Here is a 19,687-nt window from a genome sequence, read left to right as displayed (position 1 = left end):
TAATCAACAAACCGGGGCCCCGACTCCGCGGATCCGATGTCGGACGGCGACATCGAGACCCTCAGCCCACCCCGTCCAGGGGCGTCACCTCGAGGGCCACGCGGCGTCCGCCGACGCGGGCGAGGACGAGGGTCCCGTGCGCGCCCGCCGCTTCCCCGCCGCCGGCCCGGCGGCCCTTCTTCCCCGCGCCCTTCCCCGCCCCCGCGAGCAGGCGGGCCCGCAGCTCCTCCGGGCGCACGTCCACGCCGCGCTTCTTCACGTCCAGGCGGGTGATGCCGCGCTCGCGCACCCAGCGGCGCAGCGCCTTCACGTCGAGGGGGTGGACGGCCTCCACCCGGTATCCGCGCGCCAGCGGGGAGGGCACGGGGGCCTCGGTCACGAGGTAGGCCAGGTGCGGGTCGAGCAGCCGGGCCACCGCGCCGCCCTCCTCCCATGCGGCGCCGAGGTCCGTGACGAGGCCCGCGCGGATCACGGCGCCGTCGGGCTCGTGGAGGACGCAGCCCGGCAGGGCGTCCAGTCCCGCCTCCCCCACGGACTCGAGGGCGGGCGAGCCGCCGGGACGATCGCGCAGCACGGCGACGGACGGCCGGGGTCTCCGCGTGTCGATGACGGCGGCCGCGCGGACCCCCGGCGCCGTCGTCAGCGCGTTGAACCACAGCACCACCTCGACGACGTCGCCGTCCACGGAGACCCATTCCGCCTCGGCCTCCGCGGGGACGTGCTCGTGCGGCAGCCCCGGGCCGAGCTTGGCGCCCACCGCGCGCCCCTCGGCGGCCAGCCCCAAGACGAAAGACAGCGGCGGGGAGAACGCCTCCGGGTCGAACACGCGCGCCGAGCCCGAGCTGGAGATCCGGCGTCGGGCCGGATCGAACCACAGGGCGTCCACATCGTCGGCGTGGGCGCCCGCCCACGCGAGCGCGTCCCCCTCCTCCACCCGCGCCCCGGGCGCCAGCGCGGCCATGTTGGCGGCGGCCACGGCGGCCACCACGGGGTCCCGCTCCACGGCGACAACGGACAGCCCGGCGCGCGCGAGGCCGAGGGCATCGGCCCCGATCCCGCAGCCCAGGTCCGCCACCGAGCGCAGCCCGGCCGCCGTGAACCGCTCAGCGCGGCGTTCGGCCACGACCCGGCGGGTGGCCTGCTCGAGCCCGTCGCGAGTGAAGAGCATCCGATCGGCGAGGTCGCCCAGCTTGGTGCGGGCCGCCCGGCGCAGCGCGGCCTGGGTGAGCACCGCGGCCACGAGCTCGGGGGCGTGGCCGGCGGCCCGCAGCCGCGTGGTGGAGGCCAGCGGGTCGGCGACGTCCGCGTCGGTCAGCGAGTCCAACAGCTCCCGGCCGGCCCCGGTCAGTGCGGGGGCCAGGTGCGTGGCGTCCGGGGAGGAGTCCTCGGCGGAGGGGCGGGGGTCGCGGTCGTCGGCCATGGATCCAGGCTAGGGCCCGGGTCGGGCAGCGCCGCCCCGCCGGGCTCGCCCGCGCCTCTAAGATGTCTGCATGAGCCTCCCGTTCCAGCAGTCGGCGCAGTCCACCCTCGGCATCGAGTGGGAGCTCGCACTCGTGGACGCCGTCACCGGCGACCTGCGTCCCGAGGCCCCGGAGGTCATCGCGGCCGCCCGCGACGTCGCCGGCCTCGGCCCGGAGGACGAACACCCGCACGTCACGGCGGAGATGCTGCAGAACACGGTGGAGCTGGTCACGGGCGTGCACCGGACCGCCGGTGCCGCGGCCGACGAGCTGCGCGGGATCGCCGCCGGCATCCTCACGGCCGCCGAGGCGCGCGGCCTGCAGCTCTACTGCCAGGGCTCGCACCCCTTCGCGGAGCCCTGGCTGCAGCCGGTCACGGACAAGGACCGGTACAACCGCGTCGTGGAGATCGCCCAGTACTGGGGGCGGCAGATGCTGATCTTCGGCGTCCACGTGCACGTGGGCCTCGACGACGTGTCCAAGGCGATGCCCGTGGTCAACGGCCTCGTCAACCGCTTCCCCCACCTCCTCGCCCTCTCCACCTCCTCCCCCTTCTGGGCCGGCCACGACACCGGCTACCAGTCGCAGCGCACCCAGGTTTTCCAGCAGCTGCCGACGGCGGGCCTGCCCCACCAGTTCGAGGACTACGCGGACTTCGAGCGCTGCGTGGAGCAGATGGTCCAGGCAGGCATGGTGGCCGACGCCACGGAGTGCCGCTGGGACGTGCGCGCCGTCCCGCGTCTCGGCACGGTCGAGATGCGGGTGTGCGACGGCATGGCCACGATCGAGGAGATCGCCGCCGTCACGGCCCTGACGCAGTGCCTCGTGCACGATCTCTCGTCCCGGCTCGAGTGCGGCGCGGACGCTCCCGCGATCCTGCCGCCGTGGTATGCGGCCGAGAACAAGTGGCGGGCCGCCCGCTACGGCCTCGAGGCGCGCGTGATCCTCGACGCCGAGGGCAACGACGCTCCCGTGGCCGAGCACCTCGGCGAGGAGCTGGAGCGTCTCGCCCCCGTGGCCCGCGAGCTCGGCTGCGAAGCGGAGCTGGACCACGTGCACGCCATGATGGCCGAGAGCGGCGCGGCGCGGCAGCGGCGGATCGAGCGGGAGGCCGCGAGCGTGCCCCCGGCAGAGGGGCAGGCGCCGGACGACGCCGTGGCCCCGCTGCGCGCCGTGGTGCTCGACGCCGCCGCACGGACCCGCACGTCCCTGCGCTCCACCACCGGCTGAGGAGCTCCAGGTCAGGAGCGCGTCAGCGCTTTCGCCGGCCCCGGACCCGGGACTACGTTGGGCGGCATGCGAGCACTCACCTGGCAGGGAAAGCGAACCGTCTCCGTCGAGGACGTCCCGGATCCGCGGATCCAGGAGCCCACGGACGCCGTCATCAAGGTCACCTCCACCGGCATCTGCGGATCCGACCTGCACCTCTACGAGGTCCTCGGCCCGTTCATGGACGCCGGCGACATCGTCGGCCACGAGCCCATGGGCATCGTGCAGGAGGTCGGCTCGGCCGTCACCCACATCAAGCCGGGCGACCGCGTGGTCATCCCCTTCATCATCGCCTGCGGCCACTGCTGGATGTGCGAGCGCGGGCTGCAGTCCCAGTGCGAGACCACCCAGGTCCGCTCCCAGGGCTCCGGCGCGGCCCTGCTGGGCTACTCCCGCCTCTACGGCTCCGTCCCAGGCGGCCAGGCCGAGTACCTGCGCGTGCCCCACGCGGACTACGGGCCCATCAAGGTCCCCCACACCGGCCCGGACGAGCAGTGGCTCTTCCTCTCCGACGTCGTCCCCACCGCGTGGCAGGGCGTGCAGTACGCGAACCTCTCCAAGGGCGACACCCTCGCCGTGCTCGGCCTCGGCCCGATCGGCCAGATGGCCGCGCGCATCGGCGTGCACCTCGGCTACCGCGTGATCGGCGTCGACCCCGTCGCCGAGCGTCGCCACATGGCCGCGCGTCATGGCGTCGAGGTCATGGACATGCAGGGCTGGGGCGGCCGCGAGGTCCCCGAGCTGCTGCACGAGGCCACCGGCGGCCGCGGCCCGGACGGCGTCGTGGACGCCGTGGGCATGGAGGCCCACGGCTCCCCCGTGGCGAAGGCCGCGCACCAGGCCGTGGGGATCCTGCCCGGCCCTGTGGGCCGGGCGGCCATGAAGACCTCCGGTGTGGACCGCCTCAACGCGCTGCACACCGCGATCGACGCCGTCCGCCGCGGCGGCACCGTGTCCCTGAGCGGCGTCTACGGCGGCATGCAGGACCCGATGCCCATGTTGACCATGTTCGACAAGCAGATCACCCTCACCGAGGGCCAGTGCAACGTGCGCCGCTGGATCGACGACCTGTTGCCCCTCATGGACGACCCGTCCGACCCGCTGGGCGTCCTGGACCTCACCACGCACACGGCGCCCCTCGAGGACGCCCCGCGCATGTACGAGATGTTCCAGAAGAAGGAGCACGGCTGCATCAAGGTGGTCCTGCAGCCGTGAGGATCGTCGTCCTCGGCGCGACGGGCAATGTGGGCACCGCCCTGCTCGAGCGCCTCCACCGGGCCCCGGAGGTCACCCGCGTCGTCGGTGTGAGCCGCCGGGGCCCGTACAGGGCGGGGCCCCCCTACGACGACGTCGAGTGGCACCTCCTGGACATCGCCGACCCCGCCTCCACGCCCCGGCTGGAGGAGATCCTGCGGGGCGCCGACGCCGTCGTCGACCTCGTGTGGGTGATCCGTCCCAACCGGGACCGCGCGCACCTGCGGGCCGTGAACGTGGTGGGGAACGAGCGGGTCTTCCGGGCCGCGGCCGCCGCGGGCGTCCCCCACCTCGTCTACGCGTCCTCGGTGGGCGCGTACGGACCGGGTCCGAAGCACGTCGCCGTCGACGAGTCGCACCCGACGACGGGCGTGCCGACCTCGCACTACGCCGCCCAGAAGGCGGAAGTTGAGACGATCCTCGACCGCGTGCAGGCAGAGAACCCCCGGATGCTCGTGACCCGGCTGCGGCCAGGCCTCATTTTCCAGGCCGCCGCCGGTCCGGAGATCAAGGACTACTTCCTCGGGGACCTCGTCCCCGGCCGGCTGGTCGCCCGGCTGCGGACGCCGCTGCTTCCCTTCCCGGCGGGCCTGCGCTTCCAGGCGCTCACCGCGCAGGACGTGGCCGAGGCCTACTGGCAGGTCATCCTGCACCGGGCGGGCGGGGCCTTCAACGTCGCCGCCGAGCCCGTGCTTGACGCCCACACGATGGGCACGGCGCTCGAGGCGAAGCGGATCCTGGAGCTGCCGATGGGCCTGTTCCGGACCCTCGCCTCGCTCACCTACCGCGCCCGGCTGCAGCCGACCGATCCGGGATGGATCGACATGGCCGCCGCCGTGCCGGTCATGGACACCTCCGCCCTGCGCCGGGCCACCGACTGGCGGCCCACCACCGACGCGCGGGAGGCCGTCCGCCTCGTCCTGGACCACCTCGACGGGCGGGAGGGGCTGGGCAACGCCGGGCACCGCTCCCACTCCCCCGCGGAGTGAGCGCCATGGGGACCCCACGGCGCCTCGTGCTCTCCGGCCTGCTCGCCACCGCGGGCCTCGGTCTTGCCGGCTGCACCTCCTCCGGCTATCCGGCCGACCCGGAGGGCACCCTCGACCGCATCACCGGGGGCGTGCTGCGCGCCGGCGCGGCCCACCACCCGCCCTACGTGGACGTCACCGGCACGGAGCCGACGGGCTCCGAGGCGGACCTCGTGCGCCGCTTCGCGCAGTCGCGCGGGGCGACCGTCGAGTGGACGGCCTCCGGCGAGGAGGCGCTCATGACGGCCCTCGAGAAGGGCGACCTGGACGTCGTCGTCGGGGGTCTGACCAAGGAGTCCCCGTGGACCACCCACGCGGGGCTCACCCGCCCGTACGCCGAGGTCACCGGACCCGACGGGGAGAAGGCGAAGCTCGTGATGGCCGTCCCGCTCGGGGAGAACCAGATGCTCGGGGCCCTGGAGAGGTTCCTCGACGAGCAGCCGCAGGAGGACCGAGGATGAGCCGCACCGACACCGCCGCCGGGCGCCGATTCGGACGCACCGAGTTGCCCCCCGAGATCCAGCGCGCGGCCCATCAGGCCGTGGTCCTCGAATGGCTGACCCTCGCCTCGCTCGCCGTGACCATCACCCTCGTGGTGCTCGTCATGGGATCCTCGCAGGCGATGAAGGCGGCCTGGATCGAGGACCTGCTCTCCCTCGTCCCGCCGATCGCCTTCCTCATCGCGCTGCGCGTCTCGCGTCGGCGTCCGCGGCGGGAGCGGCCTTACGGCGACCACCGCTCCGTGGGCGTGGGCCATCTCGTGGCCGCCGTCGCCCTGACCGCCATGGGCCTGATTCTCATCGTGGACTCCGCGATGACCCTGATCACCGGCGAGCACCCGGCGATCGGCACCCTGCAGCTCTTCGGCCACACCGTGTGGCAGGGGTGGCTCATGATGGTCGTGATGGCCCTGTCCATCCCGGCGCCCGTGATCCTCGGCCACAAGAAGCTCAAGCTCGCCGAGCAGCTCCACGACCGCGTGCTCTACGCCGACGCGGACATGAACAAGGCCGACTGGCAGACGGGCGTGGCCACCATCGTCGGCGTGGCCGGCGTGGGGCTCGGCCTGTGGTGGTTCGACTCGGCGGCCGCGATCTTCGTGGCGGTCAGCATCCTCAAGGACGGCTGGTCCAACCTCAGCCAGGCGATCGGCGTCCTCGCCGACCGGCGCGCCACCGAGATCGAGGGAAAGAAGCCGCACCCGCTCATCGACCACGCCGAGCGGGTGGCCTGGGCGCAGCCCTGGGTCCGCCACGCCGGCGCCCGCGTCCGGGACGAGGGCCACGTGTTCCACGTCGAGATGTTCGTGGTGCCCCAGCACGGGGCCGACGTCACCGTTGGCCGCTGCGCGGACTTGCTCGAGCAGATCGAGGAGCTGGACTGGAAGCTCGAGGACGTCGTGGTGATCCCGGTGGCCGAGCTGCCGGAGGAGGTCCACGGCGGCCCCTCCGGGGACGAGCAGTCCAAGGGCAGCGAGTAGGGGCGGGCCTCAGCCCAGGAAGCGGCGGAGCAGGGTCTCGTCGGTGACGCGCTGGACCTCGGCCAGGTACTCCCGGGTCTGCTCCAGCAGGCCCCGCGCCTCCTCGGCGTCGAGCCCCGGCACGTGGGGGGCCAGGCGCTCCAGGATGCGCCACATCTCGGACTGGCCCTGCAGGGCGCCGGTCAGCACGTCCAGCTCCACCTGCGTCCACCCCGAGCCCTTCGCGCGCACGGCGTTGACGGGGTTCAGCCGCCCGCCCGCGGCCGCCACGGCCCCGGCGGCCCGGTCCCGCACGGGCGTGCGGAAGCCGAGGCGCGTGATGAGCTCCTCGAGGTCGTCCTGACTGGCCTGGACCCCGTCGGCCAGGCGGGCGAGCACCGCGTGCTGGGGCGTGCCCTCCCAGGTGTCGGCGGCCGCGCGGAACGCGGGCACGCCCGGGCGGGACCCGAGCAGGTGCTGGTTGAGGTAGTCCTCCAGCATCTGCTCGTCCACGGCGGCGGAGGTGGACTCGGGGCGGGGGTGTTCATGACCGGTCATGGACCCTGTCTACGGAGCCCCTGATTCGACGGCAAGGGCTGACCTGCCGGGCGGCACCTGCATGCTCGCCGCGAGCGAGGTCCGGGCTGATCCGGTGCATCCGAGGGGTGCCGCAGTCCAGGTTCGGCCGGACCTCCCAACAGTGACGCGGAGTCCGCAGCTTCGGGGCGGCCTAGTCAAGGGAGGGATGGTGTGACCGGTCCGCGATTGCCGGGAGACCGACCCCGGTTGCTGTACTCAAGCCACTGCTCCTGAGAGCAGGCCTTAGAATGTGCATGCTCCGTGCCCCACGACGAAAGCATGTGCATGATGAATGTGAGTGCCAAGGCACCAACACGCCCACAGCTTCCACCTCTAGCGCGCCACGCGTTGCTGATCATCTGGGACAGCGTGTCGTGGATCCTGGCGCTGTTGGCCTTCTTGGTGGTCCGCTATGACTTCGGGCTGTCACCCGAGCAGTGGGATTGGGTGATCGCGTTCACCTTCATCGCGGTGGTGCTCCAATGTGCCGCGGGCCTGGTCACCCAGGTCTATCTCGGACGCCACCGAGTGGGCAGCTTCTCCGACGCCGGGTGGACGGCTGTGATCGTCTGCGTCATCGCACTGAGCATCGGACTCGCCCTGAGCATGGCGACCCCTGCCTTCCCCCGCGGCGTGGCGTTGACCATGCCGCCGTTGGCCCTCGTGATCATGCTGGCCGGCCGTTTCCTTGCGCGCAATGTCTCGGCAAGCCGGCCTCGGGCTGCCACGGAGGCATCCGTGCCTGCGATCGTCTACGGCGCCGGAAACGCCGGTCACCAGGTCTCACAGCTGATGCGCCAGGCCGAAGAGCCGCCCTACCGCATCGTGGGGTTCCTTGATGACGACAAGGGCAAGTCCCGGCTGCGGATCCACGGCCTCGGGGTGCGCGGCAGGGGCACGGATCTGGCTGAAGTCGCCGCTGAGTTGGGCGCCAAGGCTGTGATCTACGCCATTTCCAACGCCGACGCCGACCACGTCGAGCGGGTCAGCCGCATGTGCACCGAGGAGGGACTGGACCTCGTCGTCGTGCCGCCGCTGCGCGAGATGGTCGGCGGGAAGGTAACCCTCGGGTCCCTGCGCCATCTGAGCGTGACTGACCTGTTGGGCCGACGGCCCATCTCCACGGACATCTCCGCTATTTCGGATTACGTCTCGGGCAAGGTCGTGCTGGTCACCGGCGCCGGCGGTTCCATCGGCTCAGAGCTGGCCGTCCAGCTGCATCGTCTCGGCCCAGCCAAACTCCTCCTGCTGGATCGAGACGAGTCCGCCCTGCACGGCGTGCAGTTGGACATCTACGGCAACGGCCTCCTGGACACGGACGACATCATCCTCTGCGACATCCGTGACGAGCAGGCGTTGCAGGCCGTCTTCGAGCACCACCGGCCGCAGGTCGTCTTCCACGCTGCCGCGCTGAAGCACTTGCCCATGCTCGAGCGGTTCCCCTTGGAAGGGTGGCGCACCAATGTCCTGGGCACGCGCAACGTCCTGCAGGCCGCCCACTCGGTCGGTGTGCAGCGCTTCGTGAACATCTCCACGGACAAGGCCGCCGCGCCGACCAGTGTGCTCGGCGCCACCAAACGCCTGGCTGAGCGCCTGACCGCCTGGCACGCGACCACGTATGACCTGCCATACCTCTCAGTGCGCTTCGGCAACGTCCTCGGCTCCCGAGGATCGGTGCTGATCTCTTTCAGGAATCAGATAGAAAAGGGAGGCCCGGTCACCGTCACCCACCCGGACGTGACCCGCTACTTCATGACCATTCCCGAGGCCTGCGAGCTCGTGCTACAGGCCGGTGCGATCGGCAATCCCGGTGAGGTGCTGGTGCTGGACATGGGCCAGCCCGTGAAGATCCTGGACGTGGCCAAGCGGATGATTGCCGAGTCCGGGCAGAACATCGACATCCACTTCACCGGCCTGCGTCCTGGCGAGAAGATGCATGAGGTGCTGTTCAGCAATGCCGAGGCGAACGCAACCAGCCAGCATCCGATGATCAGCGAGGTGCAGGTCCCCGACCTCGATCCAGTCGTGGTGGCAGAGCTGCCCTCAGATCGAGAGTCGATCCTGGCCATGATCGACGATGAGCCGCCCGTCGAACGCGCCGACGATACCCAGACACCAGGACTCGACCAGTCAGGAGCACGCCCGTGACCGACCGCATCTTCCTCTCGTCCCCAGATGTCACGCAGGCCGAGGAGGACGCCCTCGTCCGAGCCTTCCGGTCGAATTGGATCGCGCCCCTGGGTCCCGAAGTGGACGCCCTCGAGTCCGAGCTGGCGGAATACACCGGACGCGCCCACGCAGTCGCTCTGTCCTCGGGGACGGCAGCTCTCCACCTGGGTCTGCTCAACCTCGGGGTTGGTCCCGGCGATCTGGTGCCGACGTCATCGCTGACGTTTGCCGCGACGGCCAACGCGATCACCTACACCGGTGCCGAGCCGGTGTTCGTAGACGCTGACGAGTCCGGCAACATGAACCCCGCCCTGCTCGAGCAGGCCCTCACCACCCTCCGCGGTGAAGGCCACGAGATCAAGGCGGTGGTCCCCGTAGACCTGCTCGGTAAGACCGCCGATCACGCCACCATTGGGCGGATCGCCGCTGACCACGGCGCCGTCGTGCTGTCCGACGCCGCTGAGTCCCTCGGCGCGACCCGAGACGGGAAGCAGTCGGCTGCCTACGGGGTGGCAGCTGCGGTGTCGTTCAACGGGAACAAGATCATGACCACCTCGGGCGGTGGTGCCCTGCTCACCGACGACGAGGAAATGGCTACACGCACCCGCTACCTCGCGACCCAGGCCCGCCAGCCGGTCGTCCACTACGAGCACACCGACATCGGTTACAACTACCGCCTCTCCAACATCCTCGCCGCTTTGGGCCGGGCGCAACTGAGCCGTCTCGAGGGGATGATCGAGCGCCGTCGAGCGTTGCGGGTTCGGTACCGCGAGCTGTTCGCCACGGTGCCTGGTGTCGAGATGTTCGGCGAGCCGTCCGGCGTCGACGGCGGTCCCACGCGCGACAACTTCTGGCTCTCCTCCATCCTGGTGGACCCGGACGCAGCAGGGTTCACCGCCGAGGACCTGCGAGTCCACCTGGCCGGACAGGACATCGAAGCCCGACCGCTGTGGAAGCCCATGCACCTCCAGCCGGTCTTCGCTGGACGCCGCGCGTTCACGGACGGCACCGGCGAGCGACTGTTCACCACCGGGCTGTCGCTTCCCAGCGGTTCTGTGCTCGACGAATCCAGCATCGGTCGTGTCGTGGAGTCGATCACCTCGTTCCTGGAGAGCCGGGCATGAGGATCCTTCTCTCCTCCGTCGGCAGAAGGCCCTACCTGGTGCGCTGGTTCCGCGACGCCCTGAAGGCGAATGGCGTGGATGGCGCAGTCCTCGCGGCGGACGTCGACGCCAACGCCCCGTCACGGCCGTTCGCCGATGACTTCGTCTCGGCGCCGAAGGTGGTGGACTCCGGCTATGCGTCGTGGCTCCGTCAGACCCTGGTCGAGCACGACATCGACCTGGCCGTCTCGATCAACGACTTCGAGCTCTCGACCTGGGCGACCCTTCCTGAGGACCGCGCCTGGGCACCGCTCGTACGCCTCGACGCCGGCACCCAACGCATGGTCGAGGACAAGTTCGCCAGCAGCCAGGCCCTCGTCAAGGCCGGCGTCCCCTCTCCGGTGACGTGGCTGGGCACCGCTCCCCCCGCAGCCGAGGAGGCGGCCGGGCCGTTCGTGACCAAGGGCCGCTACGGCAGCGCGTCGCGTGGGCTACGGTTCGTCGATCGGGCAGGACTTCCCGGGGCGCTCGAGGAGGCGTCCGGTGAGGTCACAACTCGTCAAGGGGTGCCCGCACTGCAGCAAGACGAGGTCCCGCCTGCGGAACTGATCGTGATCCAGGAGCGGATCGACGGCGTCGAGTACGGCCTTGACGTGGTCTGTGACTTGGAGGGTCGCTACGCCGGCGTCCTGGCGCGACGCAAAATCGCCATGCGCAACGGCGAGACTGACCGCGCCGTTTCCGTCGACGCGGCCCCCTTCGAGTCCATCGCTCGCGGCATCGCAGAGGCGATCCCCCACCCGGGGACGATCGACGTGGACGTGTTCGTGGACGCCTCCGGTGACATCTATGTGATCGACATCAACCCTCGGTTCGGCGGCGGCTACCCGTTCTCACACGTGGCCGGTGCTCGCGTGCCTGAATGTTATGTGGCCTGGACGCTCGGCAGAGAGCCCGACCCCGCATGGCTGCGCTGCCGACCGGACGTCGTCGCCGGCAAGTTCGTCGAGATCGCAGCCACGAGCGAAGGAGGAACCGGTGCTGACGCCTGACTCCCCCTACCAGGAGCGTTTCGCCGCGCTCAACCAGAAGTTGCGTTGGGAGGTCGCGGACGAACTGCGGCGGGCGAACCTCGCGCGGGTAGACGAGCTGCACCCTCCGGTCACGCCGCGAGACTCGTTCTACACTCGGCACGGCAAGCGAGCACTCGACGTCGCCGTCTCCGGGGCCGCCCTGCTGCTGAGCTCGCCCGTGGTCGGCGCGCTGTGCCTGGTGACACTGAAAGAGCTGGGCCGGCCGGTGCTATTCACACAGGAGCGCCCCGGCCAGCACGGCAAGATGTTCCGGATGGTCAAGCTGCGCACCATGCGAGAGGCCTACGACGACCAGGGCAAGCCCTTGCTCGGCGAGTTGCGCGTGACGAAGACCGGGCGGCTGATCCGGCGGGCTTCCCTGGACGAGCTTCTGAACTTCTGGAACATCTTCAAAGGTGACATGTCATTGATCGGCCCCCGCCCGCTGGTGCCCGAGTACGTGGAGCGCTTCAGTCGACGCCACCGCCAGCGCTTGGCGGTCAAGCCAGGACTGGAGTGCCCTCCCCCACGTCCGCCGAAGGGCCCGATCACCTACAACGACCAGTTCGAGAACGACTGCTGGTACGTGGAGAACGTCTCGCTCAAGACCGACGCCTGGCTGATCTGGCGCGTCCTGCAGACCGCTCTGGACCGGCGCCAGAACAAGGCACGCGGGTCCTCCACGCGCGGCTCCTTCATGGGATACGACGCCGATGGCACGGTGATCACCACTGTCGCCCTGCCGGACTGGGCCCTCAACACGGTGCTCGAGCGCCATGGCCTGTTGACATCGAACTCCGCGGACGCTCGGCAGGAGGGGTGACCATGGATCTGGACGCCAGGCCATTGGCCGGCAAGAAGCTGCTGCTGCTGGATGGCTCCCGCAAGTCCATCGAGATCGTGGACGAGGCGCATCGCCTCGGCGTCCACGTGATCGTGACCGACTACAACACCCCGGAGCAGTCTCCCGCCAAGCTCGCCGCAGACCAGCACTTCACGGTGAGCACCAGCGACGTCGACGCAGTCGTCGCGCTCATCCGCCGAGAGGGGGTCGACGGCGTGCTGGCGGGGTTCTCCGACCGTTGGCTGGCCACCTACGCGGAGATCTGCGCTGCGGCGCAGGTGCCGTGCTACGCCACCGTGGACCAGATCCGGCTGTTCACGGACAAGAGGCGCTACAAAGCCATGCTCGAGCAGTTCGGGGTGCCCACCATCACCGGGTACTCCGTGGAGGACGCCACCTCGGGAGCGATTCCGGAGGAGGCGTTCCCGCTGATCGTCAAGCCTGCCGACGGCAGCGGCTCCCGCGGGATCAGCGTGGTGGCATCGCAGTCCGAGCTCCAGAGCGGCCTCGACGTGGCCCTGGACTACTCCTGGACACAGGATCTCGTCATCGAACGGTTCCTGCCCGGCCAGGAGGCCACCGTTTACTGGGTGTTCCAGGACGGTGACTGCCGGGTCTCGCTGATGTGGCACCGGCATATGCACGACTTCGGCCCGCAGGACCGGTACCGCTTGCCGGTGGCGTACTCTTCGCCGAGTTCGCTACTGCCGACGTACCTGGCGGAAGTGGCGCCGCCCGTCCAGGCGATGATGCGCTCAGCCGGGGTGCGAGACGGCATCATGTTCATGCAGGGGCTGATCCACGAGGGTGTGTTCCACACCTACGACATCGGCTATCGGGTGACGCCAACCCAGGAGTACCGCGTCGTGGAGGAGTTGTGCGGGTACAACCCGCTGTCCATGCTGATCCATTTCGCCCTCACCGGCTCGATGGGCGAGCCTGATCTGGCGGCTGTAGCCAAGCCACGACATCGGGGGTACGGGTTCAACGTGTCCACATTGATCCGTCCGGGGACGGTCGGCTCAGTGAGGGGCCTTGACGACGTCGCCGCCCTGCCCGGCATCCTGTCCACCGTGGCGGCCATCGATGCCGGTGAGACGCTGCCGGAGGAGGGCTGGGGCCAGTTGCGGCAGGTGGCGGTGCGGACCGTCGGCGTCGCGGACTCCCTGGACTCGTTGCGTCAGACAATGCGCCGGGTCGACGAGCTGATCGATGTCCGGGACGTGGACGGCGCATCCATGGTGATCCACCCGGACATGCCGCCGCAGGACCTGGACGCCTGTGTCCTGTGAGCGGGCCTCAGACGACGAAGGACGGAGAGACATGCGCTTTGTGGTGACCGGGGCCGGTGGGTTCCTCGGTAGCAGCGTGGTGCGCGAGCTGCTCGCGGAGACGGATCACGACGTCGTCGCGGTCAGCTCGCAGACGGTCGGAGAGCTGGCAGCGCAGCTGGAGCGCGCCCCCTACGCCGCGTTGCGGCGCTTCCCAGAGGTCCACCCGCGGACGCAGGTCCTCGAGGCAGGCTTCCTGCGCGACGGCGACGTCGTCATCAACTGCGCGTTCCCGTGGAACCGCGGCGGCCTGGCGATGGCCGACGGGCTGGAGTACCTGACCCGGCTGTTCCGGTCGGCCCACGCCGTCGACCTGCACAGCTTCGTGAACGTCTCCTCCCAGAGCGTCTACTCCCAGGCACGCACCGAGGCGGCCGACGAGGGCAGTCCGATCGAGTGCGACACGCCCTATTCGACCGGCAAGTACGCGATGGAGCTCGCTGCCGAGCTGGTCCTGTCACCGGAGGTGTTGGTGAACGCACGGATGTCCAGCCTGATCGGCCCCGGGTACGACGTGCGCATCGTCAATCGCTTTATCGCCCGGTTTCTGGCCGATGAGCCCGTTTCGATCCAGGGCGGGGAGCAGGTGTTCGACTTCATGGACGTCCGTGATGCCGCTCGGGCCCTGATCGTCGTGGCCCTGGCCGGCCCCCCGGAGGGCTCTGCGGCCCTCAACATCGGCAGTGGTGCCCCCCGGAGACTCCGGGACATCGCCCAGGCCGTCGCGGACATCGTCCGGACGCACACGGAGCACGAGCCGCGCATCGACTGGGAACCCTCCGCCGGGGATGACCGCACCCTCGGGCTGGACTCGGGCCTGCTGCGTCGACGGTACGACTTCGCCCCCCGTCATGCCCTCGAGGACACGGCCCTGAGCATCCTTCGGGCGATGACCGCTCCTCAGCTCGCGTCGGTGCCCGAGACGTCCGCGGGTCCCGTCGAGGGAGGCCGCCGATGACCCGCCGCCTGATGCTCTTCGCCAACTCCTTCCCCTACGGGAAACAGGAACCATACCTGATGCGCGAATGCCACTACCTGGATGTCTTCGACGAGGTCTATATCTTCTCCCTGTCGATCCGCAAGCATCAGAGGGAGCACCGGCGTGATCTCCCGCTCGAGCAGGTGACGGTCGTCCCCGTCCCGTTCAAGTCCCTCCTGTTCTATGCCGCTGTCTCGCCCAGGGCTCTGGTGTCCCGTGCCTTCGTGACCGAGCTTCGCCAGCTCCTCAAAGACCGTCGCTTCACCGTGGCGCGTGCCGCCCAGGCACTGTCCCAGTTCAGCCGCGCCGAGCACGAGGCCTCCGTGATCGGGCGCTTCATCCGTGACAACATCACGCCGAGCGCCTCCGACGAAACCGTCTTCTACGCCTACCGCTTCCTCTACCAGCCGTACCTGATGAGCAGACTGGCAGCGAAGTTCCCGTCGAGCCGACTGATCGGGCGTGCCCACGGCATCGATCTCTTCGAAGAGCGCCAGCCCACGGATTACCTGCCGGGCCGGGAGATCAACCTCCGCGCTCTCGATGAGCTGCACAGCGTCTCACAGGCCGGCGCCGAGTACCTGCGCGCGCGGCATCCGGATTTCGTGGAGAAGATCCAGGTGTCCTACCTGGGGACCGAGGACCATGGGGTCCGCCCGCCGCGGTCCTCGTCTCAGGTGCTCCGGCTCGTCTCCTGCTCCGAGGTGGCACCCGTCAAGCGACTCGAACTCCTCGTGGAGGCACTGAGGGAGGTCTCGGACACCGTCCAGGTCGAATGGAGTCACTACGGGGATGGCTCGGACATGGACCGGGTGCGCACCATGGCCTCGACCCTGCCGGGCCACATCTGCACCACCTTCCACGGTTGGACTCGCAACGACGAGATCCTGGAGGCCTACCGCTCCGGACGGCACGACGTGTTCATCAATGTCAGCAGCTCTGAGGGACTGCCGGTGTCCATCATGGAGAGCAGTTCCTGCGGGCTTCCCACCATCGCCACAGATGTCGGCGGCACCGGGGAGATCGTCTCTGACGGCGTGAACGGCCGGCTCATCTCAGCCAATCCGATGCCGCGGGAGATCGCGGCCGCAGTCGAGGAGTTCGCCCGGATGGATCCCGATGCCTTCGCCCGTCGGTCGGCGGCTGCCCGGGAGATGTGGCGCACGCACTTCGACTCCGACCGGAACTATCGACAGTTCGTTGAGAAGATGCTGTCGTGACCCGTGAACACCGGCCACTGCGCGCACCTCTACCGGGCCAGGAAGGAACTCCGGGTCCCGTGACGTCCTTCTTCCAGCGTGTCCGGAAGAAGGCCGTGGGCGACGGCCGGCTCTTGCGTCAGGTCCTCACCGTCCTGTCCGGGACGACGATGGCCCAGCTGATCACCATCGTCGGCATGATCCCGTTGGCGCGCCTCTATTCGCCCACAGACTTCGGGCTCTTCGCGATCGCCCAGTCGATCGTGCTTGCCGGGACGATGGTCGCGGCACTGCGCTATGACATCGCCATCGTCCTTCCCGAGAGCCAGTCGGCCGCGCGAACCGTCCACCGGCTGGCCTCACGGCTCATCATGGTGACCTGCATCGTTCTCGCCGTCATCTTGCTGCTGGTCCACCGGTTGGTCAGCGAGCACTATGAGAACCCGTCCTTCGGCATCTGGCTCACCGTGACCGCACTCATCGTCTACGCGATGGCGCAGATCATGAACACGCAGAGCTGGTTGATCCGGATGAAGCAGTTCGGCCTCATCGCGCAGAACCGGGTGCTCGCCGCAGCGGTGATGCTGATTGCACAGCTGCTCTGCGCACCCCTGGTAGGGGGGTTCGAGGGGCTGCTGATCGGCATGCTGGTAGGACAGGTTATAACGCTCATCATCCTGAACCGACGCGTCCCGGAACTGCGCACCTCACTGCCGGAGGACGCCCCTGCGATCCGGGAGATGGCCGTCCGCTACAAGAAGATGCCGCTGCTCAATGCCCCAAACGTCCTGGTGGACGCCGTCCGGGACGCCGGGATCAACATCCTGATCGGCAACATCGCCCTGGGCAGCCTCGGGCAGTACTCCTTGGCGAACAAGGCGACGAATGCGCCGGTCTACCTGATCCGCGGCGCCATCGCCCAGGTGTTCCTGCCGCTCATGGCCCGCGCCCGTCCCGGTGAGCTGACGCCGCTGGTGAAGCGACTGCTCATCCGTCTCGGCTTCGTCGCCACTCCGGTGTTCCTGGTCTTCTACTGGCTGGCTCCCTGGCTGTTCCCTGTGCTTCTGGGAGACCAGTGGGACGAGGCAGGCCTGATCGCCCAGGCATTGATGCCGTGGCTCTTCATGAACACCTTCACCTCGCCGTTGGCCAACGTGTACGTCACCACGGAGCGTCAGGGGTGGCTGTTCGGATTCGCCGTGGTGTACGCGGCGGCGCCGTTGCTCTTCCTGACAACCAGCACGCTCCCGCTTCTCCCCCGAGTGCAGGTCATGGCGTGGATCATGGCTGCGGCCCTGATGTGCATGCTGATCATGACCCTGATCATCACCCGTCAGTTCGACCGCCGTGGTCAGGCAGCCGAGGTGGCCCCGGACGTGGCACGGCCGACGAAGGAGCTCTCATGAAGAGTGTCAGCAAACCTCCAGCTCCCGCCGCCTCCAACGGCGCCGGCGTGTTGATCGTCCCGGTCGTGGTGACGGTGCTGGTGCTCGCCGCGGTCGTGCTCATCGACTCAGAGATGCGGGCGTGGTCCATTCCGGTGAGCCTCTGGATCGCGGCGGTGGGCTTCGCGGCCGCTCGCATCCGCGACCGCGTCATGCTGCTGGCCCTGTTGGCGACGTACGCCTTCTTCCTGCTGGGCAAGCCCATCATGATGGGCTATTTCGGCTACGACGGCCTCGGCTGGTACGCCGAGGTCGAGGACCACCTGATTCTCACGCTGTCCCTGGGCCTGCTCGGCATCGTCGCGGGGTATCTCCTGTACCCCCGGGCGATCATCGCCCTCCTCGCCCGCCGTCGCCGACGGGCACGATCGGCCGCGCGCGAGGAGGCCCGGCGGCAGTTCGGCGAACGCTTCGCCTCTGCTGCGGAGCTCGCGTACTGGGCGACCCTGCCCTTTGCTCTCGCCCATCTGGTCACAAACGTCCGCACGGCGAGCCAGGCTGGCTACACGGGCCTCTACGTCAGCGGCCAGAGCGGCTTCGCCTCCGTCACCGCCTACGGCAACTTCGCCAACACCGTCGCCTTCTGTGTCTTCCTGGCCGCCCTGGCGTCGACACGGCGCACTTGGATCGTGCTGATCACCGCCTTCACTGTGCAGGCCCTGATCATGGTCACCGGCGACCGCGGCGACTTCGGCACCTTCCTGTTGATGGTCTTCGCCTACCTGGTGTACCGCGCCCGTCATCAGGACACGGCGCTGATCCCGCTGCGCCGCCTGATGCTGATCGGAGGCGCGGCCCTGACCGCTCTGGTCCCCGTCTTCCTCCTGGTCGGGGCGAACCGAGACGGCGCAGAGGGAAGCGACACGCTGTCCGGCTTCATCTACGGGCAGGGCTCCAGTATCAACGTCATCGAGTACGGCCTCCTCTACGAGTCGCGACTGCCGGAGGGCCACTACCTGATGACATTCGCCAGCCAGGGAATCCTCCGCCTGGTCCTCGGAGGAGACGGCGGACTCGCCGGCAACACCGTGGCGTACGCACAGTCCGGCACCTCCCTGAGCCACTCGCTGTCCTACATCACCCTGGGAGACCTCTACCTCACCGGGCGCGGGGTGGGCTCGTCTTTCCTCGCCGAGGGTTTCGCGGACTACGGTTACGCCGGTGTCCTTCTCGTCGCGGTGGCCTACGGACTGCTGGTGGCCTGGATCGACGCCTTCGCCCCCGGTTCCGTGGTCGCCAACGCGGTGCGCCTGCTCAGCATCCCCGCCATCGTGTTCGCTCCCCGTGGCAGCGCTTCCGGTTTCATCGCCGACGTGCTGTCCCCGGTGACCCTGGCCGTGCTGCTGGGCACCTGGGTCGTCGCGCTCCTGCTCAAGGACCGCCAGCGTGAAGGGACTCAACGCATCATGCCGCGGGCCGTCTCGACGACGCGCGTCGGGCGACTACCCCATCTGACTCCGAAGAGATAGGACCACATCACCATGTCCAAGCTCCGCATGCTCTCCCGAATGCTCAAGAAGGGCCGGTTCATGTTCATCATCAGCGGCGGTGACCGAGCCCGGTACATGAGCAGGAAGGGCCTCGTCCGCGGGATGGGCGAGAACGTGTGGTTCCAGCCGCGCGCCATGCCCAACGATCCCCACCTGATCCGCTTTCACAACAACATCGTCGTCGCCTCCGGCGTGACCTTCGTGGCGCACGACGTCATCAATCTCATGATCGGCAGGAAGAACGGCGTCCGCCTTCCCGTCAATGAAGACTGCATCGAGGTGCTGGACGACGTGTTCATCGGCTCCGGGTCCGTGATCCTGCCCGGCGTGCGCATCGGCCCGCGTGCGATCATCGCCGCCGGGACCGTGGTGACCAAGGACGTGCCGCCGGACTCCATCGTCGGAGGCGTTCCGGCCAAGCGGCTGGGTGACTTCTCCGACCTGGAGGCACAGCGCCTGGCGGACGCGGGACGATTCGACGGCATGACACGCACCCAGATCGACGACGCGCTATGGAAGCGCTTCGACGCAGCACGCGAATCTGCGGTCGCCCGCTGACCCGCTCCCCCGCCGTAGATCCGACCGGACGAGGACCCTCATGACCGCCCATTACTGACCGGCGCCGAGCGTGACCTCTCCCCGCGCGCTCCGCCGCCAGCTCACTCCCGCCTGGGTGTTCGCCCTCGCAATCGGCTCAGAGGTGGGCTGGGGGGCCTTCGTCCTGCCCTTCGACTGGTTGCAAGGCGCCGGGCTCGCCGGGGTCGTCCTCGGCTTCGGCATCGCCACCGTGCTCATCCTCGTGGTGGGCCTGGTATACGCGACCGCCATCCGGGCCCTTCCCCACACCGGTGGCGGAGTGCTCTTCGCGCTCTTCTCGGCCAGACGGATCCCGGGATTCATCGCCGGCTGGTCGGGACTGATGCGCGTGTAGGTGACATACGATCTGTGGTGTTCCCACACCGCAGGGAAGGATGTGCACCATGCCCGCCCCCTACCCCCAAGAGT

The 19,687-nt window shown here is 69.2% G+C and carries 18 protein-coding genes; 16 read left to right on the top strand and 2 right to left on the bottom strand.

Features of this window, described 5'->3' with window-relative positions:
* Nucleotides 1-61: 61 nt before the first annotated feature.
* On the bottom strand, nucleotides 62-1,420 hold the full coding sequence (locus AB0302_RS09780; protein WP_366371730.1) for a class I SAM-dependent methyltransferase: 1,359 nt from the start codon (nucleotides 1,418-1,420) through the stop codon (nucleotides 62-64).
* Nucleotides 1,421-1,490: 70 nt separating this feature from the next.
* Here AB0302_RS09780 and AB0302_RS09775 point away from each other — a divergent pair, with 70 nt between their 5' ends.
* From AB0302_RS09775 to AB0302_RS09755, 5 genes are all read left to right on the top strand, one after another.
* Complete coding sequence (locus AB0302_RS09775; RefSeq protein WP_366371728.1) at nucleotides 1,491-2,690, top strand: glutamate--cysteine ligase; 1,200 nt, start codon at nucleotides 1,491-1,493, stop codon at nucleotides 2,688-2,690.
* 66 nt (nucleotides 2,691-2,756) lie between these two features.
* Complete coding sequence (locus AB0302_RS09770) at nucleotides 2,757-3,944, top strand: zinc-dependent alcohol dehydrogenase (RefSeq protein ID WP_366371726.1); 1,188 nt, start codon at nucleotides 2,757-2,759, stop codon at nucleotides 3,942-3,944.
* Nucleotides 3,941-4,972, top strand: coding sequence for an NAD-dependent epimerase/dehydratase family protein (locus tag AB0302_RS09765; RefSeq protein ID WP_366371724.1), 1,032 nt, complete (start codon nucleotides 3,941-3,943; stop codon nucleotides 4,970-4,972). The genes AB0302_RS09770 and AB0302_RS09765 overlap by 4 nt, the downstream gene beginning before the upstream one ends.
* A 5-nt stretch (nucleotides 4,973-4,977) precedes the next feature.
* Nucleotides 4,978-5,472 carry a transporter substrate-binding domain-containing protein gene (locus AB0302_RS09760; RefSeq protein WP_366371722.1) on the top strand — a complete coding sequence of 165 codons (495 nt, stop codon included), beginning with the start codon at nucleotides 4,978-4,980 and terminating at the stop codon, nucleotides 5,470-5,472.
* Nucleotides 5,469-6,491, top strand: a complete 1,023-nt coding sequence (locus AB0302_RS09755) for a cation transporter (RefSeq protein WP_366371720.1) — start codon at nucleotides 5,469-5,471, stop codon at nucleotides 6,489-6,491. The genes AB0302_RS09760 and AB0302_RS09755 overlap by 4 nt, the downstream gene beginning before the upstream one ends.
* Before the next feature lie 9 nt (nucleotides 6,492-6,500).
* Here the strand turns inward: AB0302_RS09755 and AB0302_RS09750 are convergent, their stop codons facing one another.
* On the bottom strand, nucleotides 6,501-7,028 hold the full coding sequence (locus AB0302_RS09750) for a hypothetical protein (RefSeq protein WP_366371717.1): 528 nt from the start codon (nucleotides 7,026-7,028) through the stop codon (nucleotides 6,501-6,503).
* Between the two features lie 282 nt (nucleotides 7,029-7,310).
* On the opposite strand from AB0302_RS09750, the gene AB0302_RS09745 reads away from it, so the two are divergent.
* The 11 genes from AB0302_RS09745 (at nucleotide 7,311) to AB0302_RS09695 (ending at nucleotide 19,613) form a co-directional block, all read left to right on the top strand.
* A complete protein-coding gene (locus AB0302_RS09745) occupies nucleotides 7,311-9,197 on the top strand; it encodes a nucleoside-diphosphate sugar epimerase/dehydratase (protein WP_366371715.1) in 1,887 nt (628 codons plus the stop codon).
* A complete protein-coding gene (locus tag AB0302_RS09740) occupies nucleotides 9,194-10,342 on the top strand; it encodes an aminotransferase class I/II-fold pyridoxal phosphate-dependent enzyme (RefSeq protein ID WP_366371713.1) in 1,149 nt (382 codons plus the stop codon). Before AB0302_RS09745 ends, AB0302_RS09740 begins: the two co-directional genes overlap by 4 nt.
* Nucleotides 10,339-11,373 (top strand): ATP-grasp domain-containing protein, encoded by a 1,035-nt coding sequence (locus AB0302_RS09735; protein WP_366371711.1) that lies wholly within the window; start codon nucleotides 10,339-10,341, stop codon nucleotides 11,371-11,373. Before AB0302_RS09740 ends, AB0302_RS09735 begins: the two co-directional genes overlap by 4 nt.
* The gene (locus AB0302_RS09730) at nucleotides 11,360-12,217 is read left to right on the top strand and encodes a sugar transferase (protein ID WP_366371709.1); all 858 of its coding nucleotides are present in this window, start codon (nucleotides 11,360-11,362) and stop codon (nucleotides 12,215-12,217) included. Before AB0302_RS09735 ends, AB0302_RS09730 begins: the two co-directional genes overlap by 14 nt.
* 2 nt (nucleotides 12,218-12,219) lie before the next feature.
* Nucleotides 12,220-13,530 carry an ATP-grasp domain-containing protein gene (locus AB0302_RS09725; RefSeq protein WP_366371707.1) on the top strand — a complete coding sequence of 437 codons (1,311 nt, stop codon included), beginning with the start codon at nucleotides 12,220-12,222 and terminating at the stop codon, nucleotides 13,528-13,530.
* A gap of 31 nt (nucleotides 13,531-13,561) precedes the next feature.
* Nucleotides 13,562-14,527 carry an NAD(P)-dependent oxidoreductase gene (locus AB0302_RS09720; protein ID WP_366371705.1) on the top strand — a complete coding sequence of 322 codons (966 nt, stop codon included), beginning with the start codon at nucleotides 13,562-13,564 and terminating at the stop codon, nucleotides 14,525-14,527.
* Nucleotides 14,524-15,768, top strand: coding sequence for a glycosyltransferase (locus tag AB0302_RS09715; RefSeq protein ID WP_366371703.1), 1,245 nt, complete (start codon nucleotides 14,524-14,526; stop codon nucleotides 15,766-15,768). The genes AB0302_RS09720 and AB0302_RS09715 overlap by 4 nt, the downstream gene beginning before the upstream one ends.
* Before the next feature lie 59 nt (nucleotides 15,769-15,827).
* Nucleotides 15,828-17,153: an oligosaccharide flippase family protein gene (locus tag AB0302_RS09710; protein WP_366371701.1), complete on the top strand. Its 1,326-nt coding sequence runs from the start codon at nucleotides 15,828-15,830 to the stop codon at nucleotides 17,151-17,153.
* Complete coding sequence (locus AB0302_RS09705; protein WP_366371699.1) at nucleotides 17,150-18,661, top strand: O-antigen polysaccharide polymerase Wzy family protein; 1,512 nt, start codon at nucleotides 17,150-17,152, stop codon at nucleotides 18,659-18,661. Before AB0302_RS09710 ends, AB0302_RS09705 begins: the two co-directional genes overlap by 4 nt.
* 12 nt (nucleotides 18,662-18,673) lie before the next feature.
* Nucleotides 18,674-19,240: an acyltransferase gene (locus AB0302_RS09700; protein ID WP_366371697.1), complete on the top strand. Its 567-nt coding sequence runs from the start codon at nucleotides 18,674-18,676 to the stop codon at nucleotides 19,238-19,240.
* A 70-nt stretch (nucleotides 19,241-19,310) separates the two neighbouring features.
* Complete coding sequence (locus AB0302_RS09695; protein WP_366371695.1) at nucleotides 19,311-19,613, top strand: hypothetical protein; 303 nt, start codon at nucleotides 19,311-19,313, stop codon at nucleotides 19,611-19,613.
* Nucleotides 19,614-19,687 lie beyond the last annotated feature (74 nt).

Origin of the sequence: Micrococcus sp. NPDC078436 (assembly GCF_040702705.1) — a bacterium.
Classification (GTDB): Bacteria; Actinomycetota; Actinomycetes; order Actinomycetales; family Micrococcaceae; genus Micrococcus.
The sequence above is the reverse complement of the archived record's forward strand: the minus strand, read 5'-3'. Positions and strand labels throughout refer to the sequence as shown.